This window comes from Nautilia sp. PV-1, assembly GCF_004006315.1.
GTDB lineage: Bacteria > Campylobacterota > Campylobacteria > Campylobacterales > Nautiliaceae > Nautilia > Nautilia profundicola_A.
The window spans coordinates 1475019-1497295 of the sequence record NZ_CP026530.1 but is presented as its reverse complement, the minus strand read 5'-3'; the positions used below and the strand labels follow the sequence as shown (position 1 = coordinate 1497295).

Annotated in this window: 23 protein-coding genes; 7 read left to right on the top strand and 16 right to left on the bottom strand. The window is 35.0% G+C overall.

Going from position 1 to position 22277, the window contains the following annotated elements:
* Nucleotide 1: 1 nt before the first annotated feature.
* From trxB to C3L23_RS07860, 10 genes are all read right to left on the bottom strand, one after another.
* Nucleotides 2-928: a thioredoxin-disulfide reductase gene (trxB, locus tag C3L23_RS07905; protein WP_127681542.1), complete on the bottom strand. Its 927-nt coding sequence runs from the start codon at nt 926-928 to the stop codon at nt 2-4.
* Between the two features lie 52 nt (nt 929-980).
* Nucleotides 981-1364 carry a hypothetical protein gene (locus tag C3L23_RS07900; RefSeq protein WP_127681540.1) on the bottom strand — a complete coding sequence of 128 codons (384 nt, stop codon included), beginning with the start codon at nt 1362-1364 and terminating at the stop codon, nt 981-983.
* 48 nt (nt 1365-1412) lie between these two features.
* Nucleotides 1413-1733 (bottom strand): thioredoxin, encoded by a 321-nt coding sequence (gene trxA, locus C3L23_RS07895; protein ID WP_127681538.1) that lies wholly within the window; start codon nt 1731-1733, stop codon nt 1413-1415.
* A 79-nt stretch (nt 1734-1812) separates the two neighbouring features.
* Complete coding sequence (locus tag C3L23_RS07890) at nt 1813-1998, bottom strand: hypothetical protein (RefSeq protein WP_127681536.1); 186 nt, start codon at nt 1996-1998, stop codon at nt 1813-1815.
* A gap of 40 nt (nt 1999-2038) precedes the next feature.
* Complete coding sequence (locus C3L23_RS07885) at nt 2039-3496, bottom strand: NAD(P)/FAD-dependent oxidoreductase (protein ID WP_127681534.1); 1458 nt, start codon at nt 3494-3496, stop codon at nt 2039-2041.
* Between the two features lie 145 nt (nt 3497-3641).
* Complete coding sequence (locus C3L23_RS07880) at nt 3642-4943, bottom strand: sulfide reductase (RefSeq protein ID WP_127681532.1); 1302 nt, start codon at nt 4941-4943, stop codon at nt 3642-3644.
* 9 nt (nt 4944-4952) lie between these two features.
* A complete protein-coding gene (locus C3L23_RS07875; protein WP_127681530.1) occupies nt 4953-5621 on the bottom strand; it encodes a 4Fe-4S dicluster domain-containing protein in 669 nt (222 codons plus the stop codon).
* Nucleotides 5622-5624: 3 nt separating this feature from the next.
* Entirely contained in the window at nt 5625-8318 is a 2694-nt protein-coding gene (locus tag C3L23_RS07870; protein WP_127681528.1) for a molybdopterin-dependent oxidoreductase, read from the bottom strand.
* Nucleotides 8319-8413: 95 nt separating this feature from the next.
* Nucleotides 8414-9955 carry a DUF3373 family protein gene (locus tag C3L23_RS07865; protein WP_127681526.1) on the bottom strand — a complete coding sequence of 514 codons (1542 nt, stop codon included), beginning with the start codon at nt 9953-9955 and terminating at the stop codon, nt 8414-8416.
* 121 nt (nt 9956-10076) lie between these two features.
* A complete protein-coding gene (locus C3L23_RS07860; RefSeq protein WP_127681524.1) occupies nt 10077-10421 on the bottom strand; it encodes a hypothetical protein in 345 nt (114 codons plus the stop codon).
* 207 nt (nt 10422-10628) lie between these two features.
* On the opposite strand from C3L23_RS07860, the gene C3L23_RS07855 reads away from it, so the two are divergent.
* From C3L23_RS07855 to trmD, 6 genes are all read left to right on the top strand, one after another.
* Nucleotides 10629-11393, top strand: coding sequence for an RNA pseudouridine synthase (locus C3L23_RS07855; protein WP_127681522.1), 765 nt, complete (start codon nt 10629-10631; stop codon nt 11391-11393).
* Between the two features lie 16 nt (nt 11394-11409).
* The gene (gene ffh, locus C3L23_RS07850; RefSeq protein ID WP_127681520.1) at nt 11410-12759 is read left to right on the top strand and encodes a signal recognition particle protein; all 1350 of its coding nucleotides are present in this window, start codon (nt 11410-11412) and stop codon (nt 12757-12759) included.
* A 75-nt stretch (nt 12760-12834) separates the two neighbouring features.
* Nucleotides 12835-13080 carry a 30S ribosomal protein S16 gene (rpsP, locus tag C3L23_RS07845; protein WP_012663771.1) on the top strand — a complete coding sequence of 82 codons (246 nt, stop codon included), beginning with the start codon at nt 12835-12837 and terminating at the stop codon, nt 13078-13080.
* Nucleotides 13080-13322: a KH domain-containing protein gene (locus C3L23_RS07840; RefSeq protein WP_127681518.1), complete on the top strand. Its 243-nt coding sequence runs from the start codon at nt 13080-13082 to the stop codon at nt 13320-13322. Before rpsP ends, C3L23_RS07840 begins: the two co-directional genes overlap by 1 nt.
* Nucleotides 13315-13836, top strand: a complete 522-nt coding sequence (rimM, locus tag C3L23_RS07835) for a ribosome maturation factor RimM (protein WP_127681516.1) — start codon at nt 13315-13317, stop codon at nt 13834-13836. Before C3L23_RS07840 ends, rimM begins: the two co-directional genes overlap by 8 nt.
* Nucleotides 13833-14489, top strand: a complete 657-nt coding sequence (trmD, locus tag C3L23_RS07830) for a tRNA (guanosine(37)-N1)-methyltransferase TrmD (RefSeq protein ID WP_127681514.1) — start codon at nt 13833-13835, stop codon at nt 14487-14489. The genes rimM and trmD overlap by 4 nt, the downstream gene beginning before the upstream one ends.
* Here the strand turns inward: trmD and C3L23_RS07825 are convergent.
* Nucleotides 14468-16432, bottom strand: a complete 1965-nt coding sequence (locus C3L23_RS07825) for an EAL domain-containing protein (RefSeq protein ID WP_127681512.1) — start codon at nt 16430-16432, stop codon at nt 14468-14470. The genes trmD and C3L23_RS07825 overlap by 22 nt on opposite strands.
* Before the next feature lie 160 nt (nt 16433-16592).
* On the opposite strand from C3L23_RS07825, the gene rplS reads away from it, so the two are divergent.
* Entirely contained in the window at nt 16593-16949 is a 357-nt protein-coding gene (rplS, locus tag C3L23_RS07820) for a 50S ribosomal protein L19 (protein ID WP_127681510.1), read from the top strand.
* Between the two features lie 184 nt (nt 16950-17133).
* On the opposite strand, the gene groL is transcribed toward rplS, so the two are convergent.
* From groL to C3L23_RS07795, 5 genes are all read right to left on the bottom strand, one after another.
* Entirely contained in the window at nt 17134-18771 is a 1638-nt protein-coding gene (gene groL / locus C3L23_RS07815) for a chaperonin GroEL (protein ID WP_127681508.1), read from the bottom strand.
* A gap of 10 nt (nt 18772-18781) precedes the next feature.
* Nucleotides 18782-19054: a co-chaperone GroES gene (gene groES / locus C3L23_RS07810; RefSeq protein ID WP_127681506.1), complete on the bottom strand. Its 273-nt coding sequence runs from the start codon at nt 19052-19054 to the stop codon at nt 18782-18784.
* 200 nt (nt 19055-19254) lie between these two features.
* Nucleotides 19255-20541 (bottom strand): TRAP transporter large permease, encoded by a 1287-nt coding sequence (locus C3L23_RS07805; RefSeq protein ID WP_127681504.1) that lies wholly within the window; start codon nt 20539-20541, stop codon nt 19255-19257.
* Nucleotides 20538-21107: a TRAP transporter small permease gene (locus C3L23_RS07800; RefSeq protein ID WP_127681502.1), complete on the bottom strand. Its 570-nt coding sequence runs from the start codon at nt 21105-21107 to the stop codon at nt 20538-20540. The genes C3L23_RS07805 and C3L23_RS07800 overlap by 4 nt, the downstream gene beginning before the upstream one ends.
* Nucleotides 21104-22093 (bottom strand): TRAP transporter substrate-binding protein, encoded by a 990-nt coding sequence (locus C3L23_RS07795; RefSeq protein ID WP_127681500.1) that lies wholly within the window; start codon nt 22091-22093, stop codon nt 21104-21106. Before C3L23_RS07795 ends, C3L23_RS07800 begins: the two co-directional genes overlap by 4 nt.
* Nucleotides 22094-22277 lie beyond the last annotated feature (184 nt).

Genomic DNA, 22277 nt, shown 5'->3' with positions numbered 1-22277 from the left:
TTTAATCCTTTAAACTTTTAGCGTATTTTACCACATTTAAAGCTGCAACTGCACCGTCTCCGGCAGAAGCCACTACCTGTTTTACACTGTTTTCTCTTACGTCTCCTATTGCATATAGGCCCTCAAGTGTAGTTTTCATATTTAAGTCTACTTTTACTTCGTTATATTCGTTCAATTCGCATAAATCTTTAACAAGGGCGGAGTTTACGTTCATACCTACGAATACGAAAATACCGTCAACCTTTAGTTCTTTTATTTCTCCGTCAGTATTGATAACTGCTGTATTTAAAAACGGCACTCCTTTTACTTCTTCAACCGTAGTATTGTAAAGAATTTCTATGTTTTCTTTGTTTTTTACTTTTTCAACGGTAGCCGGAGCCGCTCTGAATTCATCTCTTCTGTGTATTAAGTATACTTTTTTTGCAATATTGCTTAAATACAGGGCTTCTTCAAGGGCACTGTCGCCGCCTCCTACAACCGCCACATCCATGTTTTTGTAAAAATAACCGTCACATACCGCGCAGTAGCTGACACCTTTGCCTATATATTCTTCTTCACCTTTAAATCCGGCTCGTTTCGGAGTTGCGCCTGTGGCTAAAATTACGGCTAATGATCTGTATTCGTTTTTAGGAGTTTTTATTATAAATCCGTATTTATCGTCTTGTATTTCATATCTGGAAATAGAAACCACTTCTTCGCTTATTATTTTTGCTCCGAATCTCTTAGTCTGTTCCGGCCAGCACTGCATAAGTTCGAGGCCGCTTTTAACTTCGCATACTCCCGGATAGTTTTCTATTTCACTGCTTTGAGTTATCTGTCCGCCCGGTGTGAGTTTTTCTATGATTAACGTATCTAAACCCATTCTTCCCGCGTACAGTCCGGCGCTAAGTCCTCCCGGACCTGCTCCTATAATTATTACGTCATACATTTTTGCTCCTTAAATTAACATTGATAAAAAGAAAAAGATCCTTTTATCAATGTCAATTTTGTATTACTTCTAGAGGACTGTCCTGTTTATACAATTTTTTGTTGTATTGTTTAATATTTAAAACTACAGGCACCTGATAAATATTTAAAAACTGAATTATTTTAATTATAGTGTTTATTCCGGCGGTTGTATAGATTACACCGGGGTAATCTTTTCTTTGCTGGTATATGTCTATTGCCAGGATAGGGTATTTTGTTTTTATTTTTGAGGTTAAGTTTTGAAGGTCGTTCATTCTGGATGAAAATATTATTACTGTATATTCTTTTGCTTTAGGTTCGAAAATATTATGTTTTTCATAAAGTATTATTTTATTAAAATCTAAAAATTTATATTCTTTGAATTTATAATTATAGTAGAAAAAGAAGGCTGCTACCATCAACGCTCCGAAAAAGGAGCTGAAGGTATAAAAAAATTTATTTCTCAATTATGATAAAAGAGCTTCGATTTTTTCTTGATACATTTGTTTAGGAGCTGCACCGATCATTGCGTCAGCAGCTTCACCGTTTTTAAAGAATATTACTGTAGGAATACTTCTGATTCCGAATTGTCCAGCAATTTCAGGCGCTTCGTCAGTATTAACTTTACCTACAACTACACCTTTGTCTTTGTATTCTTCAGCAAGCTCTTCGATAATAGGAGCTATCATTCTACAAGGTCCGCACCAAGGCGCCCAGAAGTCTACTACTACTACTTCGTTGTTTTTTATTGTGTCCGCAAAATTTTGCGCATTTAGTTCTAATGCCATAAGTTCTCCTTAAAAATTTTAAATGATTATAACACAAAACATCTCTTATTTAAAGAGAAATTTTGTATAAATTTTGAATTTAGTGTTTTGATGCGGTGATATACATTTTTACAGATAAAATTATAAATCTGTAAAACTGGTAAATAATGCATTTTCTTCTGAACAGTTCTGCCCTTAAAGGATACATTCCGTAGTTCCAGTCTGTATATGCCCTTTCTTCCCAGCTTGTTGCCAGAAGGTTTTTTCCTTTTTTTTGTTCGCTCATAATTTCTCCTTATAATTAATATTATTTTTTATAATTGATTTTAATCAGGAATCAACCACCATCCAGGATTGGCTTTTGCCTTGTATAAAAACAGATGATGCATCAAATACTTAAACCAGTGCCCGGCAATTCCAGGTTCTCCTAAAGTATATGTTAAATCTCTTCCAAAGTCAGGATATTTTTTATAATCAGGAATGGTAGGATACACACTCATTGTACCAGCCATTCCTCTAAAGCCGTAACCTATACTTACTACACATATTGAAGCAAATTCAGCCATGCTTGCACTTCTAGGAAATTTATATTCTCCTCCTGCTTTAATTGTTGCTGCAATATTATGTGCAACTGCATTACCCATTACTGCACTTGGCATTCCCGTTCTTGGCGGTGCGGGAGTAAGCGGCCTGCCGCTTTTTGTTTTCATAGGTTTTGAAATAGGGTGAGGTGGTGCAAATGCTATTCCGATTGCAAATATGTTTTTCCATGTCGGATTTTGAAGTTTTTTAGGCCAGTCTTCTCCTCCCCATTCATGATAAGGTTTATTAGTGCTTTCATAGTCTGCATCAACGGTCATAAGACCATTTGACTTAAATAAACTACCGTTAGTAATTTCGTTGCCGTTTTTATCTATTCCTTTTATTCCAACTCCGGCAAAAGCAGGTATAAGCATTGCAAAATCATATTCCATAATATGCTCGCTGCCGTCAATATGTTCGTAATATATTTTTCCAGACTCAACTTTATAAACTGAATTTCTCATATACCATTTTATGCCAAGTTCCGTAAAAAGCGATTCAATAATATTTTTAGTATGAGCTACGTAACCGTTATTTCTCACATAAGCTCCGCCCATTCCAAGATCGCCTGCCATATATTCATTCGATAAGTATTTTATATCTGCATATTGCTGAAGTCCCATTTCTTTTATCAGACTTGCTACATTCAGTGTATATTCAATTGCCGCGCCCTGGCATGTCGCACCTCCATGACCAAGCCCTATTACAATTTTTTGTTTTTGACCTTTTTTCATTTTATCTATTGTTTTTTGTAGTTTTTTCCATGCTTCAGTTGCGTGGGTATAACTGCATATTGATACAGTATTGCCTGTATCTGGTCCCAGGCCCGGTGTTGCTTCAAAATTAAGTTTAGGTCCTGTTGCGTTAATAAGATAGTCATATTCTATTTTTTCTTTTTTGCCGTCAATGTATTCAATCATAACAAATGGAATGTCTGATTTTGTATCACCGTCAGGATGAATTGTTCTCGCAAATGCCTGTTTAAAAATTATCCCCATTTTTTTATAAGGTATTTCAAGAGGAAATTTAACCTGATCAGCTTTCATATGCCCTGTACCAACCCAAACATTTGAAGGAACCCACTGATAGTGTGAATTAGGTGAAACAACAATAATATCATGTTTTTTGCCAAGCAGTTTTTTTAGGTTCAAAGCTGCGGTATGACCGGAAATACCAGCACCAAGTATTACAACTTTTGCCATGTGTTATCCTTTGCATATTATTCTGATATATTTTATCTTAATTATAATAATATGCAAAAAAAAAAATATAATTAAGGAAAACTGATTAAAAAAGGAGAAAAGTTATAAGTTTAAATTATATCCCAAAAGGGAGAGAAGGAGGGTTTTAATGGTCTACGTTGTCGTTAACGTCTCTTACTGCAAAAAGAGAGTCAAGAATTGAGTAAATTGCAAGACCTAATCCTAAACATCCGATTACGATTAAAATTTCCATTGTATGAGCCGGAACATAAGCGTAAGGTGTTACAGCATCAAGATTATAAACGCTTGTAGCTTGAGGTCCTAATCCGTCAACCCTTGCAGTCATAGGTACTACGTTACCACCGTAAATAAATGCCTGTCTCATAAAGAAAGTACCGATAATAGCTGAAATACCGCCGATTACAGCCAAAGTTTTGTTTCTAGTCAGCCATAATACAACAGGTACAGCTAATCCAAGTACAATCCAAGTCCAGTACATTGTCGCAACAGGAGAACCGCTAGTCATTAGTTTTGTCCATTTAGGATCAACAGTCATATAGTTAACGATTTCATATAAACCTGCAAGCACTGCAATTACAAGACCTGCTTTAATTAATAAATTCATTGTGTTTTCATAATAAGGTTTATCTCTTAATCCTAAGAAACTGTAAACCATAGCGCCAGCTACACCAGTTAATGCCCCTGTAACTAAGAAATATAACCATAAGAACGGAATGTCTGTCCATAAATGTCTAGGATCGTTTAAGTTGAATAATAGACCCTGGATATAAAATTCAGCAACGTCAATGATAATACCTAATATTACAAGTACACCTGCAATTTTTCTTGCCATATCTCTGTTGTTTGTAATTAAGAAATAAATTTCAATAAATGTAAACGGAATATAAACAGCATATAAAGGAAGCATTAACCACATACCGCTTTGAGGTTGAGGATTTAATACCATCCAGTAAATATGTAATTGGTTTGCTAAGTCTGTAAAGATTGAAATTAAACCGCCGAATACCATTGAAATACCAAATGTAATGAAAGCAGCAGCAACTTTAGGAGCTATTTTTACATGGAAAAGTTCTGCTAAAGCAGTTAAGAAAATTAAAGCACTACCGCCGTATAATAGATAAGTATACTGAGTAACAAATATACCCCAAGGCTCTGCCTTGTTTACTTCTTCTATTTCATGTAAATTAAAAATCTGCTCTTTTAAAGCCATTGCAACCTGTTTAGTTTCACCTAAATGTCCGGCTGCCGCAATAACACCGGCATTGTTGATGAAATCATGAGCCCATCTTAATGCAAAAATTTCATACCAACCCACTACTCCTATAGCAAGTAAAACGTATGCGATCAGCATTGTTTTATTAAAAAGCAACTGACCGATACTAACTTTTCTTATGTTAAGCCCGCAACAATTAATATATTCATTCATAATAGCTCCTTACGCTTTTTTCCACTCAGGTTTATTTTTATTGGCCTGAGCTTCATATTTGGCTTTAAAATCAGCCCATTTATGTCTTTTTACATTACCGAGAGTTCTTTTTGCATATTCTTCGTTTTCAGGTACAAGATAGAACAGTTTAGGCATTGTGTCTTCATCTTCTTTAAGAACGAAAAACTCTCTTTTATTAAGTGTTTTAACAATATCAGAATTCGGATCTTCCAAGTCACCGAATGTTCTAACTTTAGTAGGACAAGTCGCACTACAAGCAGTTGTTCCGTATTCCTGAATTCTTCCGTCACAGAATGTACATTTGTCAACTGCATGTTTTGTTTCGTCTACAAATCTTGCTTCGTATGGACATGCTTCCATACAACCTTTACATATAATACACATATCATAATCAACTTTTACTATACCGCCTTCAGCAAAATGAGAAGCCCCTGTAGGACAAACAGTAATACAAGGCGCTTCTTCACAATGGTTACACTGGCTAGGATAGAAGTTTAAAAACGCATCGGCAAGAGTTGTACCGCCTTCAACAATACCTACCCAGATTCTTTGTTTGTCAGCACCAAGCATTACACCATTTTCATCCTTACATGCTACCTCACATGCTCTACAGTCTATACAGTTTTGATATTCTAATGCCATTGCGTAGTTAGCCATTTTTTACACCTTTCTAATTGTTACAAAAGTTTCGTTCATACTTGCTGATCCGATAATAGGGTCAATGCTGTTATCACATACTTCAGCCTGAGAAATACCGTTATCGTATCCAAGAGTTAACAGTTTAGATTTGCTTCCGAATCCAGTAGCTATATAAGCTGTGTCTCTTCTGATTCTTTTTGTCGGATAAACTTTTGCTTTAATTTTTGTTCCGTCTCTGTTTACTAAAACTACATCGTCTTTGAATTTAAGTCCTAACTGTTTTGCAAGATCGTCGTTAATCCATACATAGTTGTAATTCATAAGATCAAGCAGTAAGTAGTTGTTAGGGTTTGCACTTTGTGTAAAGTAAGCGTGTCTTCCAAGCACAATTCTTACTTCACCTTTTTGATGATTCGGTTCAATATATAATGAATCTCTCCATTTAGGGAACATTCCAAGTTTTTCTTCTTGTCCTGTAATAGGGTTTTTGAACGGTTTGCCTTCTAGGTTTCTAAGCGCTACCGTAATCCATTTACCTTTTTTAGGAACAATATAGAACGGAGTTCCATCAGGATTGTTTTTAAGTGTTGAATATTTTTTATAAATTTCATATGGTGCCTGATTTTTATCAGGATAATCTTTTTTAAGAGCTTTAGTGTGCTCATCAATGATTCCAGCTTCAACCGCTTTTTCGATACCAGGCCAGTAAGCACCGTATTCTTTTGCAATTTCAGCAGCTTTTTTACCATATATTTCAGTCATTACTTCTTCGTTAAATTCAGGAATAGTTTTTTCGAATGCTTTTGAAATTTTAAAGTCCTGAATTCCCAAATCGTCTTCGCTTGCATGCTCGAGAATAGCTTTTACAAGTTTTTCGTCTTTTATATCAGCTCTTAATTTAGCTTCATCTATAGTAAAGTCGTCGTTTAGGTATTTGTCTAGATTAAAGTCTTTTGGAAGTTCAACACCTAAATCATCTGCATCCCAAGTGTATTTGAATGTAATTGCTGCGAATGGTTTTTCGATTTTTTCAGATAACGGTTTTACGATATCGTAAATAGTTCTGCATCCATACATAGGTTCCATTGCCTGACTTCTCCAAGCGATTACAGGCTCAGGAAGCGTACCGAATGATTTTACAAGAGATTCTCTTTCAAGATAACTTACATCCGGAAGGATTACATCAGAATAGTAAGCAGTGTCGTTTACGATAATGTCGATAGTAACTACCAAATCCATAGATTTGAACATTTCAGCTGTTTTACCGTAATCAGGAACTGACTGCATAGGATTTTGTTTATAAATAAACATACCTCTTACAGGGTATTCCCAGTCTTTTAATTTTTCGCCTTTTCTCCATCTTGTATTGATATCAAGTACTGTATCTCTGAATATTTGCCATGAACCTTTTGTTGGGTTAGCAAGAGGATATTCTCCAGGAGTATTGTTTACTTTTGAGATATCGATTCTTGTTTTAGCGTTGTCATAAATAGGAAAATCTTCATATTCATATTTTTCAAGTTTAAGACCTCTTCCAAGAAGTACACCTCCCGGTCTGTTTACACATCCGTGTAATACGTTGAAAATAGCCTGTGCACGTCTGAATTCGAAATCCTGATAATACCAAGTTGATTTTCTACTTCTGTAACAGTTTGCCGCACCTTTGTATTTTTCCGCAGCATCAGAGAATTCTTTAGTTAATCTTTTGATTGTTTCTGCAGGAATATCAGTAATTTTCGCTGCCCATTCAGGTGTATATTTGCTTCCTTCACCTTTAGTAAAGAATTCTTCAAGTTCTTCAAGACCGTCAACTTGTTTTAGGTATTCGCTCTTATATGGTGTTTTATGGTAGCCTTTATTGATAGTTTCCCATACCATTGCAAGCATTAAAGCACCGTCTGTACCAGGTTTGATAGGAATAAATTCATCAGCGTGAGCTGCTGTGTTTGTATATCTTACGTCGATATAAACTATTTTTTCAATACCTCTTTTATGTGTTCTTCTGAACATGTCAAGAGTGTCAGGAGTAACGATACCTTCAGCTCTGTTCGCACCGAGGTTTAAAAGATATTTTGTTCTTTGGAAGTCACCTACACCCCAGCTTCCGAAGATAAGTTTGTTTGCCATAAATGAAGGAGCGAAACATGTTGTAAAGTGGTCAACGAAGTTTGCACTACCTACACCGTTTAGGAAGTTTGCAAATATAGGGTCTCCCATATTACCTGTAGACGCACCCGCACCGAATGCGAACGTACTTCTGTTGTCTTTTTCTTCATCCAGGATTTTAACCATTTTTTCAGCTATGTAATTAAACGCTTCTTCCCATGTAGCTTTTCTAAATTTACCGCTACCTTTTTCACCGACTCTGATCATCGGGAATTTGATTCTGTCAGGATCGTAAGCCGCACCTAGTCCGGCATTACCTCTAGCACACATAAAGTTTCTTGATTTAGTGTATAGAGGGTTTGGATCTATTTTTACAACTTTACCGTCAACATTTCTAGCTATTACACCGCACATGTTAACGCACATACCACAGATTGAAGGAGTGAATGTTGCGTTTTTGATTTCATTTTCTTTTTTTTCCTTAGCGTTAATCGCGTCTTCATAAGGATTAAAAGCAAATGCCGGAGTAGTTGCAGCTGCTACACCAGCGGCCGCTGCAGCCGAGCCTTTTAGAAAGTTTCTTCTTTTGAGATTAATAATTTCAGACATTTATTCTCCTTTTAGGAATTTACTCAAGTATAGTATCAAAAAAAAATTAAAAATAAGTGCCGGGAGGCACTTATAAGTTAAATTTATGTTAATTATTAGAATTTATATCTAACAAATACTCTAATATCTTTTGCAGATTTTACGTAATTTACTGGATAACCATATGCATTAACTGTTGAAGGATCTCCCATGTCTCCAAAGAATGCATCACTTCCAGGATAATCATATTTGATATAAGTGTATCTAATTCCCGCTGTTAAATGAGGAATAATTTGTGTGTTATAGTATGTGTCAATCGCATGACCTCTAACAGCCGCGATGCTTCCTGCTAAAGTGTCTTCACCGTAAGTAAAGCTTCTCCAGTATTTGCTTCCTTTGACATAACTGATACCGAAGTGGTCATTATCTCCGAATCCAGGCATATCTGCACCGATCCACCAGCTGTGACCAGATTTTTTATCAGCACTTCCTAACATTTTTTGACCTGATTTTGGTCTTGTTTGAGAGTATGCGTATGAAATAAATGCTGTTGTACCGTCTAAGAAATCGTTAACTGCGTCTGAGCTGAAATTGTCGTTTCCGATACCGTTTGCAGCTAGCACAATGTTTTCACCGAAATAATTACCAACTGTTGGCATTGCATATCCATATACACCAGTTGTTGCGTTATATTCTCCACTTGGTCTGAAACCTCTTAAATTAAATGCCCATACAGTTTCAGTTTTAATTGAATACTGACCGTCATCATATGGAACTAGAATGAATCCGGCAAAATCAGAATCTTTTAAATTATCATCAGCTGTATAATCAGGGTTTGATGTAAATGACCATTTACCGTTTGTATTAGAATAACCTCTACCGGCACAGAATTTTAACCAAGTTCCCCAGTCAGCAAATTTATCAGAAATTTTTGAGAAGATAGGATTTCCTATTTCAAAACTGAATCCGTCAAATTCCATGTTGATTAAGTGAGCTAGCGGTGAGTTTGCAGGATCTCCTTCTCTTAAGTTTGCAGGGAAACCTTCTGTTGCAGGTCTTCTACCCGCACTGAACATAAGCGCATTGTCAGGTCCGAACCAATAGTTGAAAAAGGCTTCTTTAATTCTTATGTTAGCATCGTCTGGTGTTTCATTTGTAACCCAGTCAACGTTTTGATAAGGCTCTTGGAATCCGTTGATATTTGAAAAACCGAAGACTTTATTTGCTTCTACTCTTACAGTTGCTTTAAGGTTATCACTAGGTTTAACTACGCCTGTAAGTATAATTCTGTTTGAAAATACTCTTCCGTAGTATTTTTGGCCAGAAACCATATGACCATTATACATAATAAATGGTGATTTGTCAGTAAATGTTGGACCGAATTGACCAGTGTTTACTGCCCCGTCCATAACGAAGCCACCAGTTGTTTCTTTTTTAATGAAATCGAAAGTTGTTCTTAAATCATAACTCCAGTATAGATGGCTGTTTGTTACAACAGGGGCAACTTTTTTGTAATATCTTGTATTTTGAGCAGTTTGCTCTGCTTTTAGTTCTTTTAATTGTTTTTGTAAGTCGTTGATTTGTTTTTGAAGAGAATCAACAGTCGGTGCTGCAAATAGTCCTGCAACTACTGTAGCTGAAAGTAGTAATTTTTTCATTTTATCTCCTTAAGTGTTTTTTATTTTTCGGGGGGAAGAATGAAACCCGAAAGTGACAGCAGTAATTATAATATAAAACTTTTTGCTACACAATAATAATTTTAAATATAATCTAATTTAATTACATACAACCGGCAGGTATTTCGCCGTTTAAAACATTGAAAAGGAATACTTTAAGTTGTTTGAGTTTACCTCTTTTAATTATTTTTTCCAAACCTTCAGCAGCTTTTGGGTTAAATCGTTTGGTTTTTTCTATTAGCGGCTTTGCATTGTTTTTGAAGAGATTTAGCAGATCTTCTTCATTTCTAACGTTTAGTTTTTTCAAAAGTTCAGGAGCTTTTATGCCATATTTTGGGATATGCTTGACGTATCTTATATATGCCCTGTATCCGTCAATATAAGGGCTTATTGCAAACAATTGCGATGTCAGTGCTAGTGCAATTAAACTGGAACGATTGAGTTTCATTTCTTCCCCTTTGATATTCGAATGAATATTAATTCATTCTCAAAGTGTATCATAACTCTTTTTTCCTTAAAGATTGCTTAATATAAAAAAAATTTATAACAATATAATAACGTTAACTTAAAGTTATGTTAATCATTCCCTTATATATATTAATGTAAATTCAGAGTTGAAAATCTTTTGTTATAATTTCAACTAAAAAAGGTTAAAATGAACGAGAAAGCTTATATACTTCTAGCAAAACAGGAAGGCATTTCAAACAGAGCCGCAAAAGAGCTTATTGACAGAGGGCTTGTATTTGCAAAAGACAAAAAAATTAAAATAGCAAGAGGACTGCTTCCTACAAATACAAAATTTAAAGTACTTAAATTTCCCAAACCTAAAAAAATTTTCGAAGACGAGAATTTAATAGCGGTTGACAAACCTCCTTATATTACCAGTGAAGAGGTTTCAAAAATATTCGGTTACGATCTTCTTCATAGACTTGATAAAGAGACAAGCGGAATTTTAATTTTGGTAAAAAATGAAACTTTTAGAAAAAAAGCTATTGAAGAATTTAAAAAACAAAATGTATACAAAGAATACATAACATGGGTAAGCGGAATTGTGCCGGAACCTATGACGATAGATCTGCCTATAAAAGTAATAAAAACAAAAAGCGGGGCACTTGCTAAAATTTCAAAAGACGGAGAAGACGCCGTAACCGAAATTGAGCCGATTTTGGCGTTTAGGACCAAATCAAAAGTAAAAGCCGTTATCCATACCGGAAAAACACATCAGATAAGAGCTCATTTAAAAGCGGTGGACCATCCGATATTAGGAGATGAAAAATACGGAGGAGAACCTTTTAAAAGAGTAATGCTTCATCATCATAAATTCAAAATATTTGATTATAATTTCACATCACCTGAACCGAGCGACTTTAAAATGCAGGAAGAAGTAAATACCTATAAGAAAAAAAAGAAAAAGAAATAGTATTTAAAGGAGAGTAATGTTTGACAAAATAAGCGACGGCTTTAAAAGCGCTATTAACAAAATAAGAATGAAAGACGATGAAAAAGCGCTTAAAAAAGCATTGGATGAGTTGAAAAAAAGTCTTTTAAAATCAGATGTACATTTTAAAGTAGTCAAAGATCTTTTAAGAGAAGTAGAGATTGAAACAAAAAGAGCCGGAATAGGGAAGGCTAACTTTTTAAAAGCATTAGATAAATCTTTAACCAACATTTTAACTGCACCCGGAAACTACGGATTTGTATATTCAAACAAACCTCCTACAGTCGTATTGATGACAGGTCTTCAGGGTAGCGGTAAAACAACTACTACCGCAAAACTTGCGAATTATCTCAAACAGTTTAAAAAGAAAAAAGTTTTAATGGTTGCAGCCGACCTTCAAAGACTCGCGGCGGTAGAACAGCTAAAACAGTTAGCGGAACAGAACGGTCTTGACATATTTTATGACGAAAATTCAAAAGATCCCGTGGATATCGCTAAAAGAGGCGTGGAATACGCTAAAGAAAAATTTTATGACGTTGTGCTTATAGATACAGCCGGGCGTTTAGCGATTGATGATGAGCTTATGAATGAACTTATTGAAATCAAAAAAGAGGTAAATCCTGATGAAATTTTCTATGTAGCCGATTCTCTTACCGGTAAAGACGCTTTAAATACAGCAAAACAGTTTGACGAAAAACTTGACATTACAGGTGTTATACTTACGAAATACGACGGTGATTCAAAAGGCGGAGTTGCGCTGAGCATCGCACATCAGGTTGGAAAACCGTTAAGATTTTTAGGTACGGGAGAAAAAGTACAGGATATTGAAGTATTCGTTCCTGACAGAATTGTAAGCCGTATAATGGGAGCCGGTGATATTGAAGGTCTTGTTGAAAAAACTTCAGCGATTATTGATGAAAAAGAAGCGAAAAAACTTACTAAAAAGTTAAAAAAAGGGCAGTTTAACTATGAAGACTTTTTAAATCAGCTAGAGCAGATGAAAAAACTCGGAAGTATGAAAAACCTTTTAGGTATGATTCCGGGGATGGGTAATATGCTAAAACAGCTCGGTGACATTGATCTAGAAAATTCTGCAGAAATTAAAAAAATAAAAGCAATGATCAGTTCAATGACTTCAAAAGAAAGAAAACATCCTGAACTTATTAAAGAGAGTGCCAGCAGACGAAGAAGAATTGCACAGGGTGCCGGGCTAAGTGTTCAGGAAATAAACAGAATAAACAAACAGTTCCAAAACGCCGCTAAGATGGCGAAAAAATTTGCCGGAAAGAAAATGCCTAATATGAATGAGCTGATGAAAATGACTCAGGGCTTGAATTTTCCTAAATAATATATTAAAATTCCGAATTAATTTGTATATGGGTAGGTTTGGGCGGGATTAAACAAAATAAACTAAGGAGTAAACGTGGTAAAAGTAAGACTTGCAAGATTTGGTAGAAAAAAAAGACCTTTTTATAGAATAGTTGTAACAGATAGCAGAAAAAGAAGAGATTCAGGATGGATTGAATCAATCGGATATTATAACCCAATGACTGAACCTGCAACAGTTAAAATGGATTTAGACAGACTTAACTACTGGTTAGGTGTTGGCGCTCAAATGAGTGAAAGAGTTACTAAACTTAAAAAAATAGCTGAGGAAAACAACGCTTAATGGTTGTTGATTTCGTTACGGAGTTTGCTAAATTACTGGCATATGAACCTGAAAATGTGAAGGTGGAAGTAGTGCCTCACGAAGATTTTGATGAAATAGTAATATATGCAAAAAAAGCCGATGTGGGAAGAATTATCGGCAAAGAAGGCTCAATGGTCAAAGCAATAAAAACCGTTATAAGCGGATGCAGAGCAAAAGAAAATAAAAATTATAAAATAACGGTGAAAACTGAAGATGAATAAAATTCCTATTGCGAAAATAGGTAAAAGCTACGGAATTAAAGGGTGGCAAAAAATCCACCTTTTAACTGACTTTCCAGAACAGTTCAAACCCAATACAACTTTTGAATCAGATAAAACTACACTTACAATTGAAAAATTGGATTTAAAAAGAGGACTTGTTAAGTTTAAAGGCGTGGATACGCCGGAAGATGCTAAAAAACTTACGAACAGAATGCTTTATACGACTGAAGAAGCGACAAAAGAAAATATTAAATTAAAAAAAGACGAGTATTTTTGGTTTGATATTATCGGATGTGATGTATATGAAAACGGTGAGCTTTTAGGCAGGGTCAAAGAAATTGAAAGAGCCAATGAAACCGATTATCTTGTTATAAACACCGACGAGGCTTTTATAGAAAAAGGCTATCCTAAAAGATTTTTAATCGATTTTAAAAGAAACGTTAAAGATGTAGATGTAGAAAACAAAAAAATTGAAGCCACAGGTGCAAAAGAACTGCTTGATTCTCTGTTATGAAAATAGTCTTCGTAACTCTTTTTCCAAATTTAATTCAATGTTATTTTGAAGATTCCATTTTAAAAAAAGCAAGAGAAAAAGCTCTTTTTCAAATAGAATTCGTTAATTTCAGAGAATACGCAGAAAATAAATATAACAGGGTAGACACTCCCTTAGTGGGCGGCGGTGCCGGTATGATAATCGACAACACTGCCCTTAGAAAGTGTCTTTTGTCTTTAAAAACAAAATATAAAAATTCTAAAACTGTATTTTTAACACCTGTGGGGAAAAAGTTTAACCAAAAAGACGCGGTGCGTTTAGCCGGTGAAGAAGTTTTAATACTTGTATGCGGAAGGTATGAGGGGTTTGATGAAAGACTGATAGAGGATTTTGCCGATGAGGTTTTAAGTATAGGAGACTATATACTTACCGGCGGTGAGCTTGGAGCTTTAGTAATTGCCGATGCCGTTTTGAGAAATGTAGAAGGAGTGCTTGGCAATATTCATTCACTAGAGGGGGAGAGCTTTGGAAACAGACTTCTTGAACCTCCTCAGTTTTCTAAAGACGGTATAGTTCCGGAAATTCTAAAAAGCGGAAATCACAAAAAAATTCAAAATTGGCAAAAAAAACTAGCTGAATATAAAACTAAATTTCACAGGCCGGATTTAATCTGATCTGCGGGTATCGGTTTGCTGAAATAATATCCTTGTGAATAATCCACGCCTAAGCTTTTAATAGTTTCATATATTTCTTTGTTTTCTACGAATTCGGCAACGGTCTGTTTATTTTCTTTTTTTGCAAAATTTACGATTGATTCTACGATATCTCTTTTCGTTTTGTCTTTATCGATGTTTTTTATTAATACGCCGTCTATTTTAATAATACTGGCTTTAGCCTCAATAATTCTTGTGAAATTCGAATAACCGCTTCCGAAATCGTCAATAGCCACATCAGCGTTTAATTTCGTAACATTTTTAATAAAATCACTGATAGTATGCTGTATTTTGATAATTTCATCTTCTAACAGCTCAAAAGTTATCATGCCTTTTTCCGGTTTGTATTTTTCTAAAAGTTCGTAAATATAGTTTCTTATTGATTCTATTAAAATATCGCTTGGAGATAAATTAATAGAAATAGGAACATGTTTTTCATTATATGTTTTAAACGTATTGTCTAACACTTTTAGTGTCAGGCTTCCGTAAAGGCCGGCTTTTTTTGCTATTTCCAGGAAGTGGTAAGGAGTTAAAAGATTGTTTTCGTGGTCAATTATTCTAATTAAAGATTCATATTTGGCAATAGTATTGTCTTTATTGTTTACTATAGGCTGAAAAAGTGAAATTACTTTATTGTTTCTAATAGCGTATTTTATAAGTTTCAGCGTTTCCATATTTTTTAAAATTTCTATTTTCTTTTTAGCGCAAAGACCGTTGGCGAGGATTACTCTTTCTTCTGTGTTTTCAATTTCGTCAAATCCTGTTATGGCATTTTCATAAAGATGTATTTTCCCGTAAGCATAACTGATTTTGATTAACGGGTAATATTCGAAACCGTTAATGATAATAGGATGGTTTAGAACGTTTTTTACGATATCTTGCATTATATTATGCAAATTCTCTTTTTGAAAATTTTCTATTAAAAATCCAAACATATCATCTTGTACGGAATACTCTTCAATGTTTCCGAAATGCTCTTTTAGTAGATTTTTAACTCTTTTGGTCAGTCTTGTTTTAAGTTTGGTAATAGTGTCCTCGTCGTATACAAGTTTTATATTGCTGAAATTATCTATTTTGATTAAAATTAAAAGAGCTTCGTTTAAAACCTGAAGTTTATCGTTTATAAGCTTTTCAGCGTTTATAAAATTAGTAACGTCTTTTCTTAAAGCAATAAATTCTTTTATATTGCCGTCTCTGTCAAATATCGGTTTGACAACACTTTCAACATAGTAGGCTTCTCCGTTTTTTTTGCGGTTTTTTATTAATCCTTTCCAGGTTTTTTTATTTAAAATAGTCTCCCACAGTTCTTTGAAGACCTCTTTTTTCATATCCGGATGTCTGACGATATTGTGAGGTTTGCCAATTAATTCTTCTCTTGTAAATCCGGAAATGTCTGCAAATGCGTCATTTACATAAGTTATGTTGCCTTTTAAGTCGGTTTTAGAAACAATCAGACTGTCGTCGACAATATGTTTATATTGCTGTAACAAGTGTATTTGTTTTTGAAGCTCGAGCTTATAATAAAGAATATTGTACATTGTGGAAAAAAATTTGTCCAAATCAAAAGGTTTTAATAAAAATCCGTCCACATCCAGTTCTATCGCTTTTAAAAGCGTATCGGTATCAAAAAAAGCAGATAAAAAAACGACTAATATCTCCGGATAGTTTTTTTTAATATGCCTGACAAGTTCAAATCCGTCCATTTTAGGCATATTAATGTCAGTGATTACTATATCAAAAGATTTGTTTTTTAATAAATCTAATGCTTCTTCGCCGTTCGAAGCTATTGAAATAGAATTAAATATTTCAGAAAAAAGAGATTTACCCAAATCTGTAATTAATTTATTATCGTCAACAAATAAAAGGTTTAATCTTTTTAATTCTTTTAGTATTTCATTATTCATAAAGCTCCTTTGTTACAAAAAATTATAACATAGTTGATAATCAAATATTGAAAAAATTAATACAAAAATAATATTTTGAAAATAATTATAATTTTTGGTATAATTTCGCTTCAAATTAAGTGTGAATGCCCAAAAGGGCCAATGGCACAAAGGAGACGAAATGATCAATAAATATATTGAAGCTTTTGAAGCTAAACAAATCGAAGGTAAAGAAGTACCTGAGTTCAGACCTGGGGATACTGTAAGAGTGGCAGTTGAAATTAAAGAAGGTGACAAAAAAAGAATTCAGAATTTTGAAGGTGTTGTAATTGCCATTAAAGGTAAAGGTGCCGGAAAAACATTTACTGTTAGAAAAATCGGTGCTAACAATATCGGAATAGAAAGAATTTTCCCTCTATACAGCGAAAGCATTGCAGGAATCGAAGTAGTTAGAAAAGGTAAAGTTAGAAGAGCTAAACTTTACTATCTAAGAGGAAAAACTGGTAAAAAAGCTAGAATTAAAGAAAGAAGAGATTAATTTCTTCTTTTTCTTCTTTTTTGTGTTATTTGGCGTCTGACACTAAATTATTTCTATTTTATAGTTATCTGTTTTGTTTAAACAAGTGGAATTGAATCTGCAATTAGTGTATTAGTTTGATAAGGAATATTTATTGGTGCCTGACACTTGGTGTGTTATACAGAAAAGAAAAGGAAAGGAATGATTACATCATTCCCATTCCGCCCATTCCTCCCATGTCAGGAGCAGCCGGTGCCGGTTTTTCTTCCGGAACCTCAGTTACAGCCGCTTCAGTTGTAAGAAGAAGGCTTCCTACTGATACAGCATTTTGTAATGCGATTCTTTCTACTTTTGTCGGGTCGATAATTCCAGCTTTGAACATATCAACATATTCACCTGTCGCTGCGTTGAATCCAGTGTTTTCATCAGCTTCTTCAACTTTCATTGCAACGATTCCAGGCTCGAATCCTGCGTTTTTAGCGATTTGTTTAATTGGCGCTTTTACAGCCTGTTTAACGATATCTACACCGATTTTTTCATCAGCGTCTTCTGCGTCTACATTGATTTTTGCTGCAGCTTTAAGGATTGCAGCACCACCACCGATAACGATACCTTCTTCAACAGCCGCTTTAGTTGCGCTAAGTGCGTCGTCAACTCTGTCTTTTTTCTCTTTCATTTCAGTTTCAGTTGCCGCACCAACTTTGATTACAGCTACACCTCCGCTGAGTTTAGCAAGTCTTTCTTGTAATTTTTCTCTGTCGTAATCGCTTGTTGTCTCTTCGATTTCTTTTTTGATTTGAGCGATTCTAGCTTCAATAGCAGCTTTGTCGCCTCTACCGTCAACGATTGTTGTATTTTCTTTGTCTACTACAACTCTTCCAGCCTGTCCAAGGTCTGCTAAAGTTGCACTTTCAAGTGTTCTACCAAGCTCTTCGCTGATTACCTGACCGCCAGTTAGGATTGCGATATCCTGAAGCATTGCTTTTCTTCTGTCACCAAATCCAGGCGCTTTTACTGCACATACGTTTAGAACACCTCTAAGTTTGTTAACTACAAGTGTAGCTAGTGCTTCACCTTCGATATCTTCAGCAATGATTAATAACGGTTTGTTTCCGCCTTGAACCATTTGCTCAAGTAACGGTAATAAATCTTTCATGTTGCTGATTTTTTTGTCGTATAGTAAAATGTATGCGTCATTTAGTTCAGCAACCATTTTTTCAGTATCGGTTACGAAATATGGTGATAAATATCCTCTGTCGAACTGCATACCTTCTACTACTTCAAGTTCGTCTTGAAGTGATTTACCTTCTTCTACAGTAATAACACCGTCTTTTCCTACTTTATCCATAGCTTCGGCAATAAGTTCACCGATTTTTTTGTCGTTGTTTGCTGAAATAGTTGCAACCTGAGCGATTTGCTCTTTGTTTTCAACAGTTTTGCTCATGTTTTTAAGTTCCGCGATAATAGCTTCAACAGCTTTATCCATTCCTCTTTTAACTGCTACAGGGTTTGCACCGGCTGTAATGTATTTTAGACCTTCTTTAAATACTGCATGCGCTAAAACAGTTGCGGTTGTTGTACCGTCACCCGCTTCGTCAGCAGTTTTGCTTGCAACTTCTTTAACAAGCTGCGCACCCATATTTTCCACAGGGTGTTTAAGTTCGATTTCTTTTGCCACAGAAACACCGTCTTTTGTAATGTGAGGTGCTCCGAAACTTCTTTGAAGTAGAACGTTTCTACCTTTTGGACCCATTGTTACTCTAACTGCGTCTGCGAGTTTTTCAACACCCGCTAATAATTCGTTTCTTGCTACATCGCTGTATACTACATCTTTTGCTGCCATTTCACCCTCCTTATTCTATAATTCCAAGAATATCGTCAGTATTTAATACTAAGTATTCTTTTCCGTCAATTGTAATGTCAGTTCCGCTGTATTTAGCAAATACTACTTTGTCACCTTCTTTTAAAGGAAGGTTTTCATCTTCTTCAACTTCTTTTGAAATTGCTACTACTTTACCTTCAAGAGGTTTTTCTTTTGCGTTATCAGGAATAATAATTCCACTTGCTGTTTTTGCTTCTTCTTCAACTCTTTCTACTAATACTCTAAGTCCAAGTGGTTTAAACATTTCCGCCTCCTTTAGCAGTTATTTATTTTAACTGACGGAATTATAATAGAAAAATATGAAAAAGTCAATATTTTTTAACAATTTTTTTAGAAAACTTTAGTCTTTATTACTAAATAAAGTTAATTGATTTAATTTATAAATATTTTTATATTATGATATTTAAAATCTAATTAAAATAAAAAGCAGGGTAAAAAAGAGGGTTAATTACCCATCATTACATTAGGAAGCCATAAAGATATCTGAGGAATGTAAGTGATAAGAAGAAGCCCTATAAATATTACAAAAAACCAAGGCAGTACAGCTTTTACAACTTCTTTTATAGAAAGTCCCGTTATACCGCTTGCTACAAACAGGTTGAGCCCTACCGGTGGCGTTAACATTCCGAGTTCCATATTGATTGTAATAATAACTCCGAAATGTATAGGGTCGATTCCCAGCATTTTAGCCACAGGTAGCAGAAGAGGGACCATTATCATTATGATTGAGCTTGGTTCCATAAAATTACCTGCAATCAGTAATAAAATATTTACGGCTACTAAAAACATAACCTTATTCAGATGCATCTGAACAACAAAATCGCTTAACATCTGAGGTATGTTTTCTAATGTAAGGAAATATGCGAATATTGAAGCGTTTGCAATGATAAACATAATCATCGCACTTGTTTTGGCGCTTTCTAAAAACACTGTTTTAAGTTCTGTGATTTTAATGTCTTTATAAATAAATATAGCAATAAACAAAGCCCATACGGCACTGACAGCAGCAGCTTCAGTAGGCGTAAATATACCGCCGTAAATACCGCCTATAATAATGACTATTGTCATTAACGCCCAAAACGATTCTTTAAATTTTTGCCATCTTTCTTTCCAGCTTGCCGGTTTTGTTTTTTTGAATCCAAGTCTTTTAGCTCCTATGTATGTTACGGCCATAAGCATAAAACCGATTAAAAGCCCGGGAATGATACCTGCAATAAACAGTTTACCTATACTTATTTCAGCTGTAACGCCGTATATAATCATTACGATACTAGGAGGAATTAGTATTCCCAGACTTCCTGATGCAGTAATTGTTCCGACTGCGTAGCTTTTAGGATATCCGGCAGCGGTAATGGCTCCGAACATAATAGAACCGATTGCCGCAACAGTCGCAGGAGAGCTGCCTGAAACGGCTGCAAAAATTATACTGGCAAATATGGCTGCAATAGGAAGACCTCCCGGAAGATGCCCTACAAACGTTCTGGCAAAATCTACTATTCTCCTTGCGCTGCTTCCTTTGCTAAGCAGATTTCCCGCTAAGATAAACATAGGAATCGCCATAAGGGCGTATTTGTCTAGTTTGCTGAATACGGCGCTGGCAAGATCGATTAAACTTTCCGGCCCTTCAAAAAAATATGAAGTCAGGAATGTAGACGCTCCTAAAGCGACTCCGACAGGCACGCTTAAAAACAGGAGCAGAAAGAATATTCCGAATAATACACCTACTATCATTTTTTAACCTCTTTCATCTGTAATTCCATTTCTTCAATAATCATTTCATGTTCCGTTTTGGTTACAACCTGATCGGCCGGAGTTTTTATAAGCTCTATTGTTTTGTCAAATACCCTGTATGCAGCCGTAAGAAAAGCAATAGGTATCACAAGATACGGTATCCACATAGGAATATTTAAATCCACGCTTATTTCCCCGCTTGCTTTAAGACCGAAATCCGGGTCAAATATAAACAGATATCCGTAATACGCAACAGCAAGCAGATAACCAAGAGTAATCAAATGTGCCAGAAGTGACGAAAGTTTAGCCAGTTTAGGCGGAAGTATATCAAGCAGAATAGTTACTCTGATATGGCATTCTTTTCTGAAACAGTAACTAGCTCCGAAAAATGCAGACCATATAAAAAGATAGTTTGTAAGTTCAAAAGCCCAGTCTATTCCTTCGTGAAAAGCAAATCTTGCCACAACGTTTATGAAAGCCAGCAAAACTCCGGCAGCTATGCCGAAGCTTGCTATAAACTCGTTAATTAAACCGATAATTCTGTCTATTACGTCTAAAAATTTCATTCACCGGCTTTAATTGCTTTTTCAATTAAATCTTTTCCGATCATTCCGTAGAATTTAGGATAAATAGTTCTTAATTTTTTTACCCACGCTTCTCTTTGTTCTTTTGTAAGTTTTATGATTTGAAGTTTGCCTGTTTTATCCGCATAAGCTTTAATTTTTGCAAATTGAGAGTCGTTAAGCTGTTTTGCCCAGATTCTTTCTTTTGCAGTAGCTTCTTTCATTGCTTCTTTGACTACCGCTTTTAGATTGTTTGGAAGCTTGTTCCAGAATTTTTTGCTGATAACTACCATGTAACCGAGATATCCGTGATTTGAAATAGTCATATATTTCTGAACTTCATAGAATTTTTTTGTATAGATATTTGAAATTGTATTTTCCTGTCCGTCAACAACACCCTGCTGTAATGCAGAATATACTTCACTGAACGGTAAAACTACAGGAATTGCATTAAGCGCTTTAAACTGTGCAATTAAAACTTTAGAACTCATAACCCTGAATTTTAATCCGGCCGCGTCGCTTGGTTTAATAAGCGGTCTTTTGCTGTCAGTCAGCTGTTTAAAACCGTTATCCCAGTAAGCAAGCGCAACGTAGCCTTTTGCGTCTACCATTTTTAAAAGTTTTTGTCCTACTTCACCGTCCAATACTTTATGTAAATGGTTTGCGTCTTTAAATAAAAACGGCAGGTCAAACAGTGCCAGCTGAGGTACCAGTCCTGTAAATTTTGAAAAACTAGGCGCAGCCATCTGAACCGCATTGAATTTCATTTTTCTAAGAACGACTTTGTCTCCGCAAAGCTGGGCGTTAGGATATACTTCAACCTTTATTTTTCCGTGGCTTAATTCTTCAACTCTCTTTGCAAAATAATCAGCCGCTTTACCTTTTGGCGTATTTGGCGATACAACGTGCGAAAACTTGATTACATAATCAGCCGCAAACGAAAAACTCATTGCCACTGCTATACTTAACAGTCCTTTAAATAATCTCATTTTTTCTCCTTTTTTTGTTAATTATAGCATTTTAAGTTATTTTAATATTACTTTACATTTCATTTAATGTTTTGTGTTACGTTTAGTAACTTTTTGCGTTCATGCGAATATTCAAAAAAGCTTTTCAAATATGTTTTTTAAATTTGCTAAAAAAATTCTTGAATTTTAAATAAAAAGTGGTTAT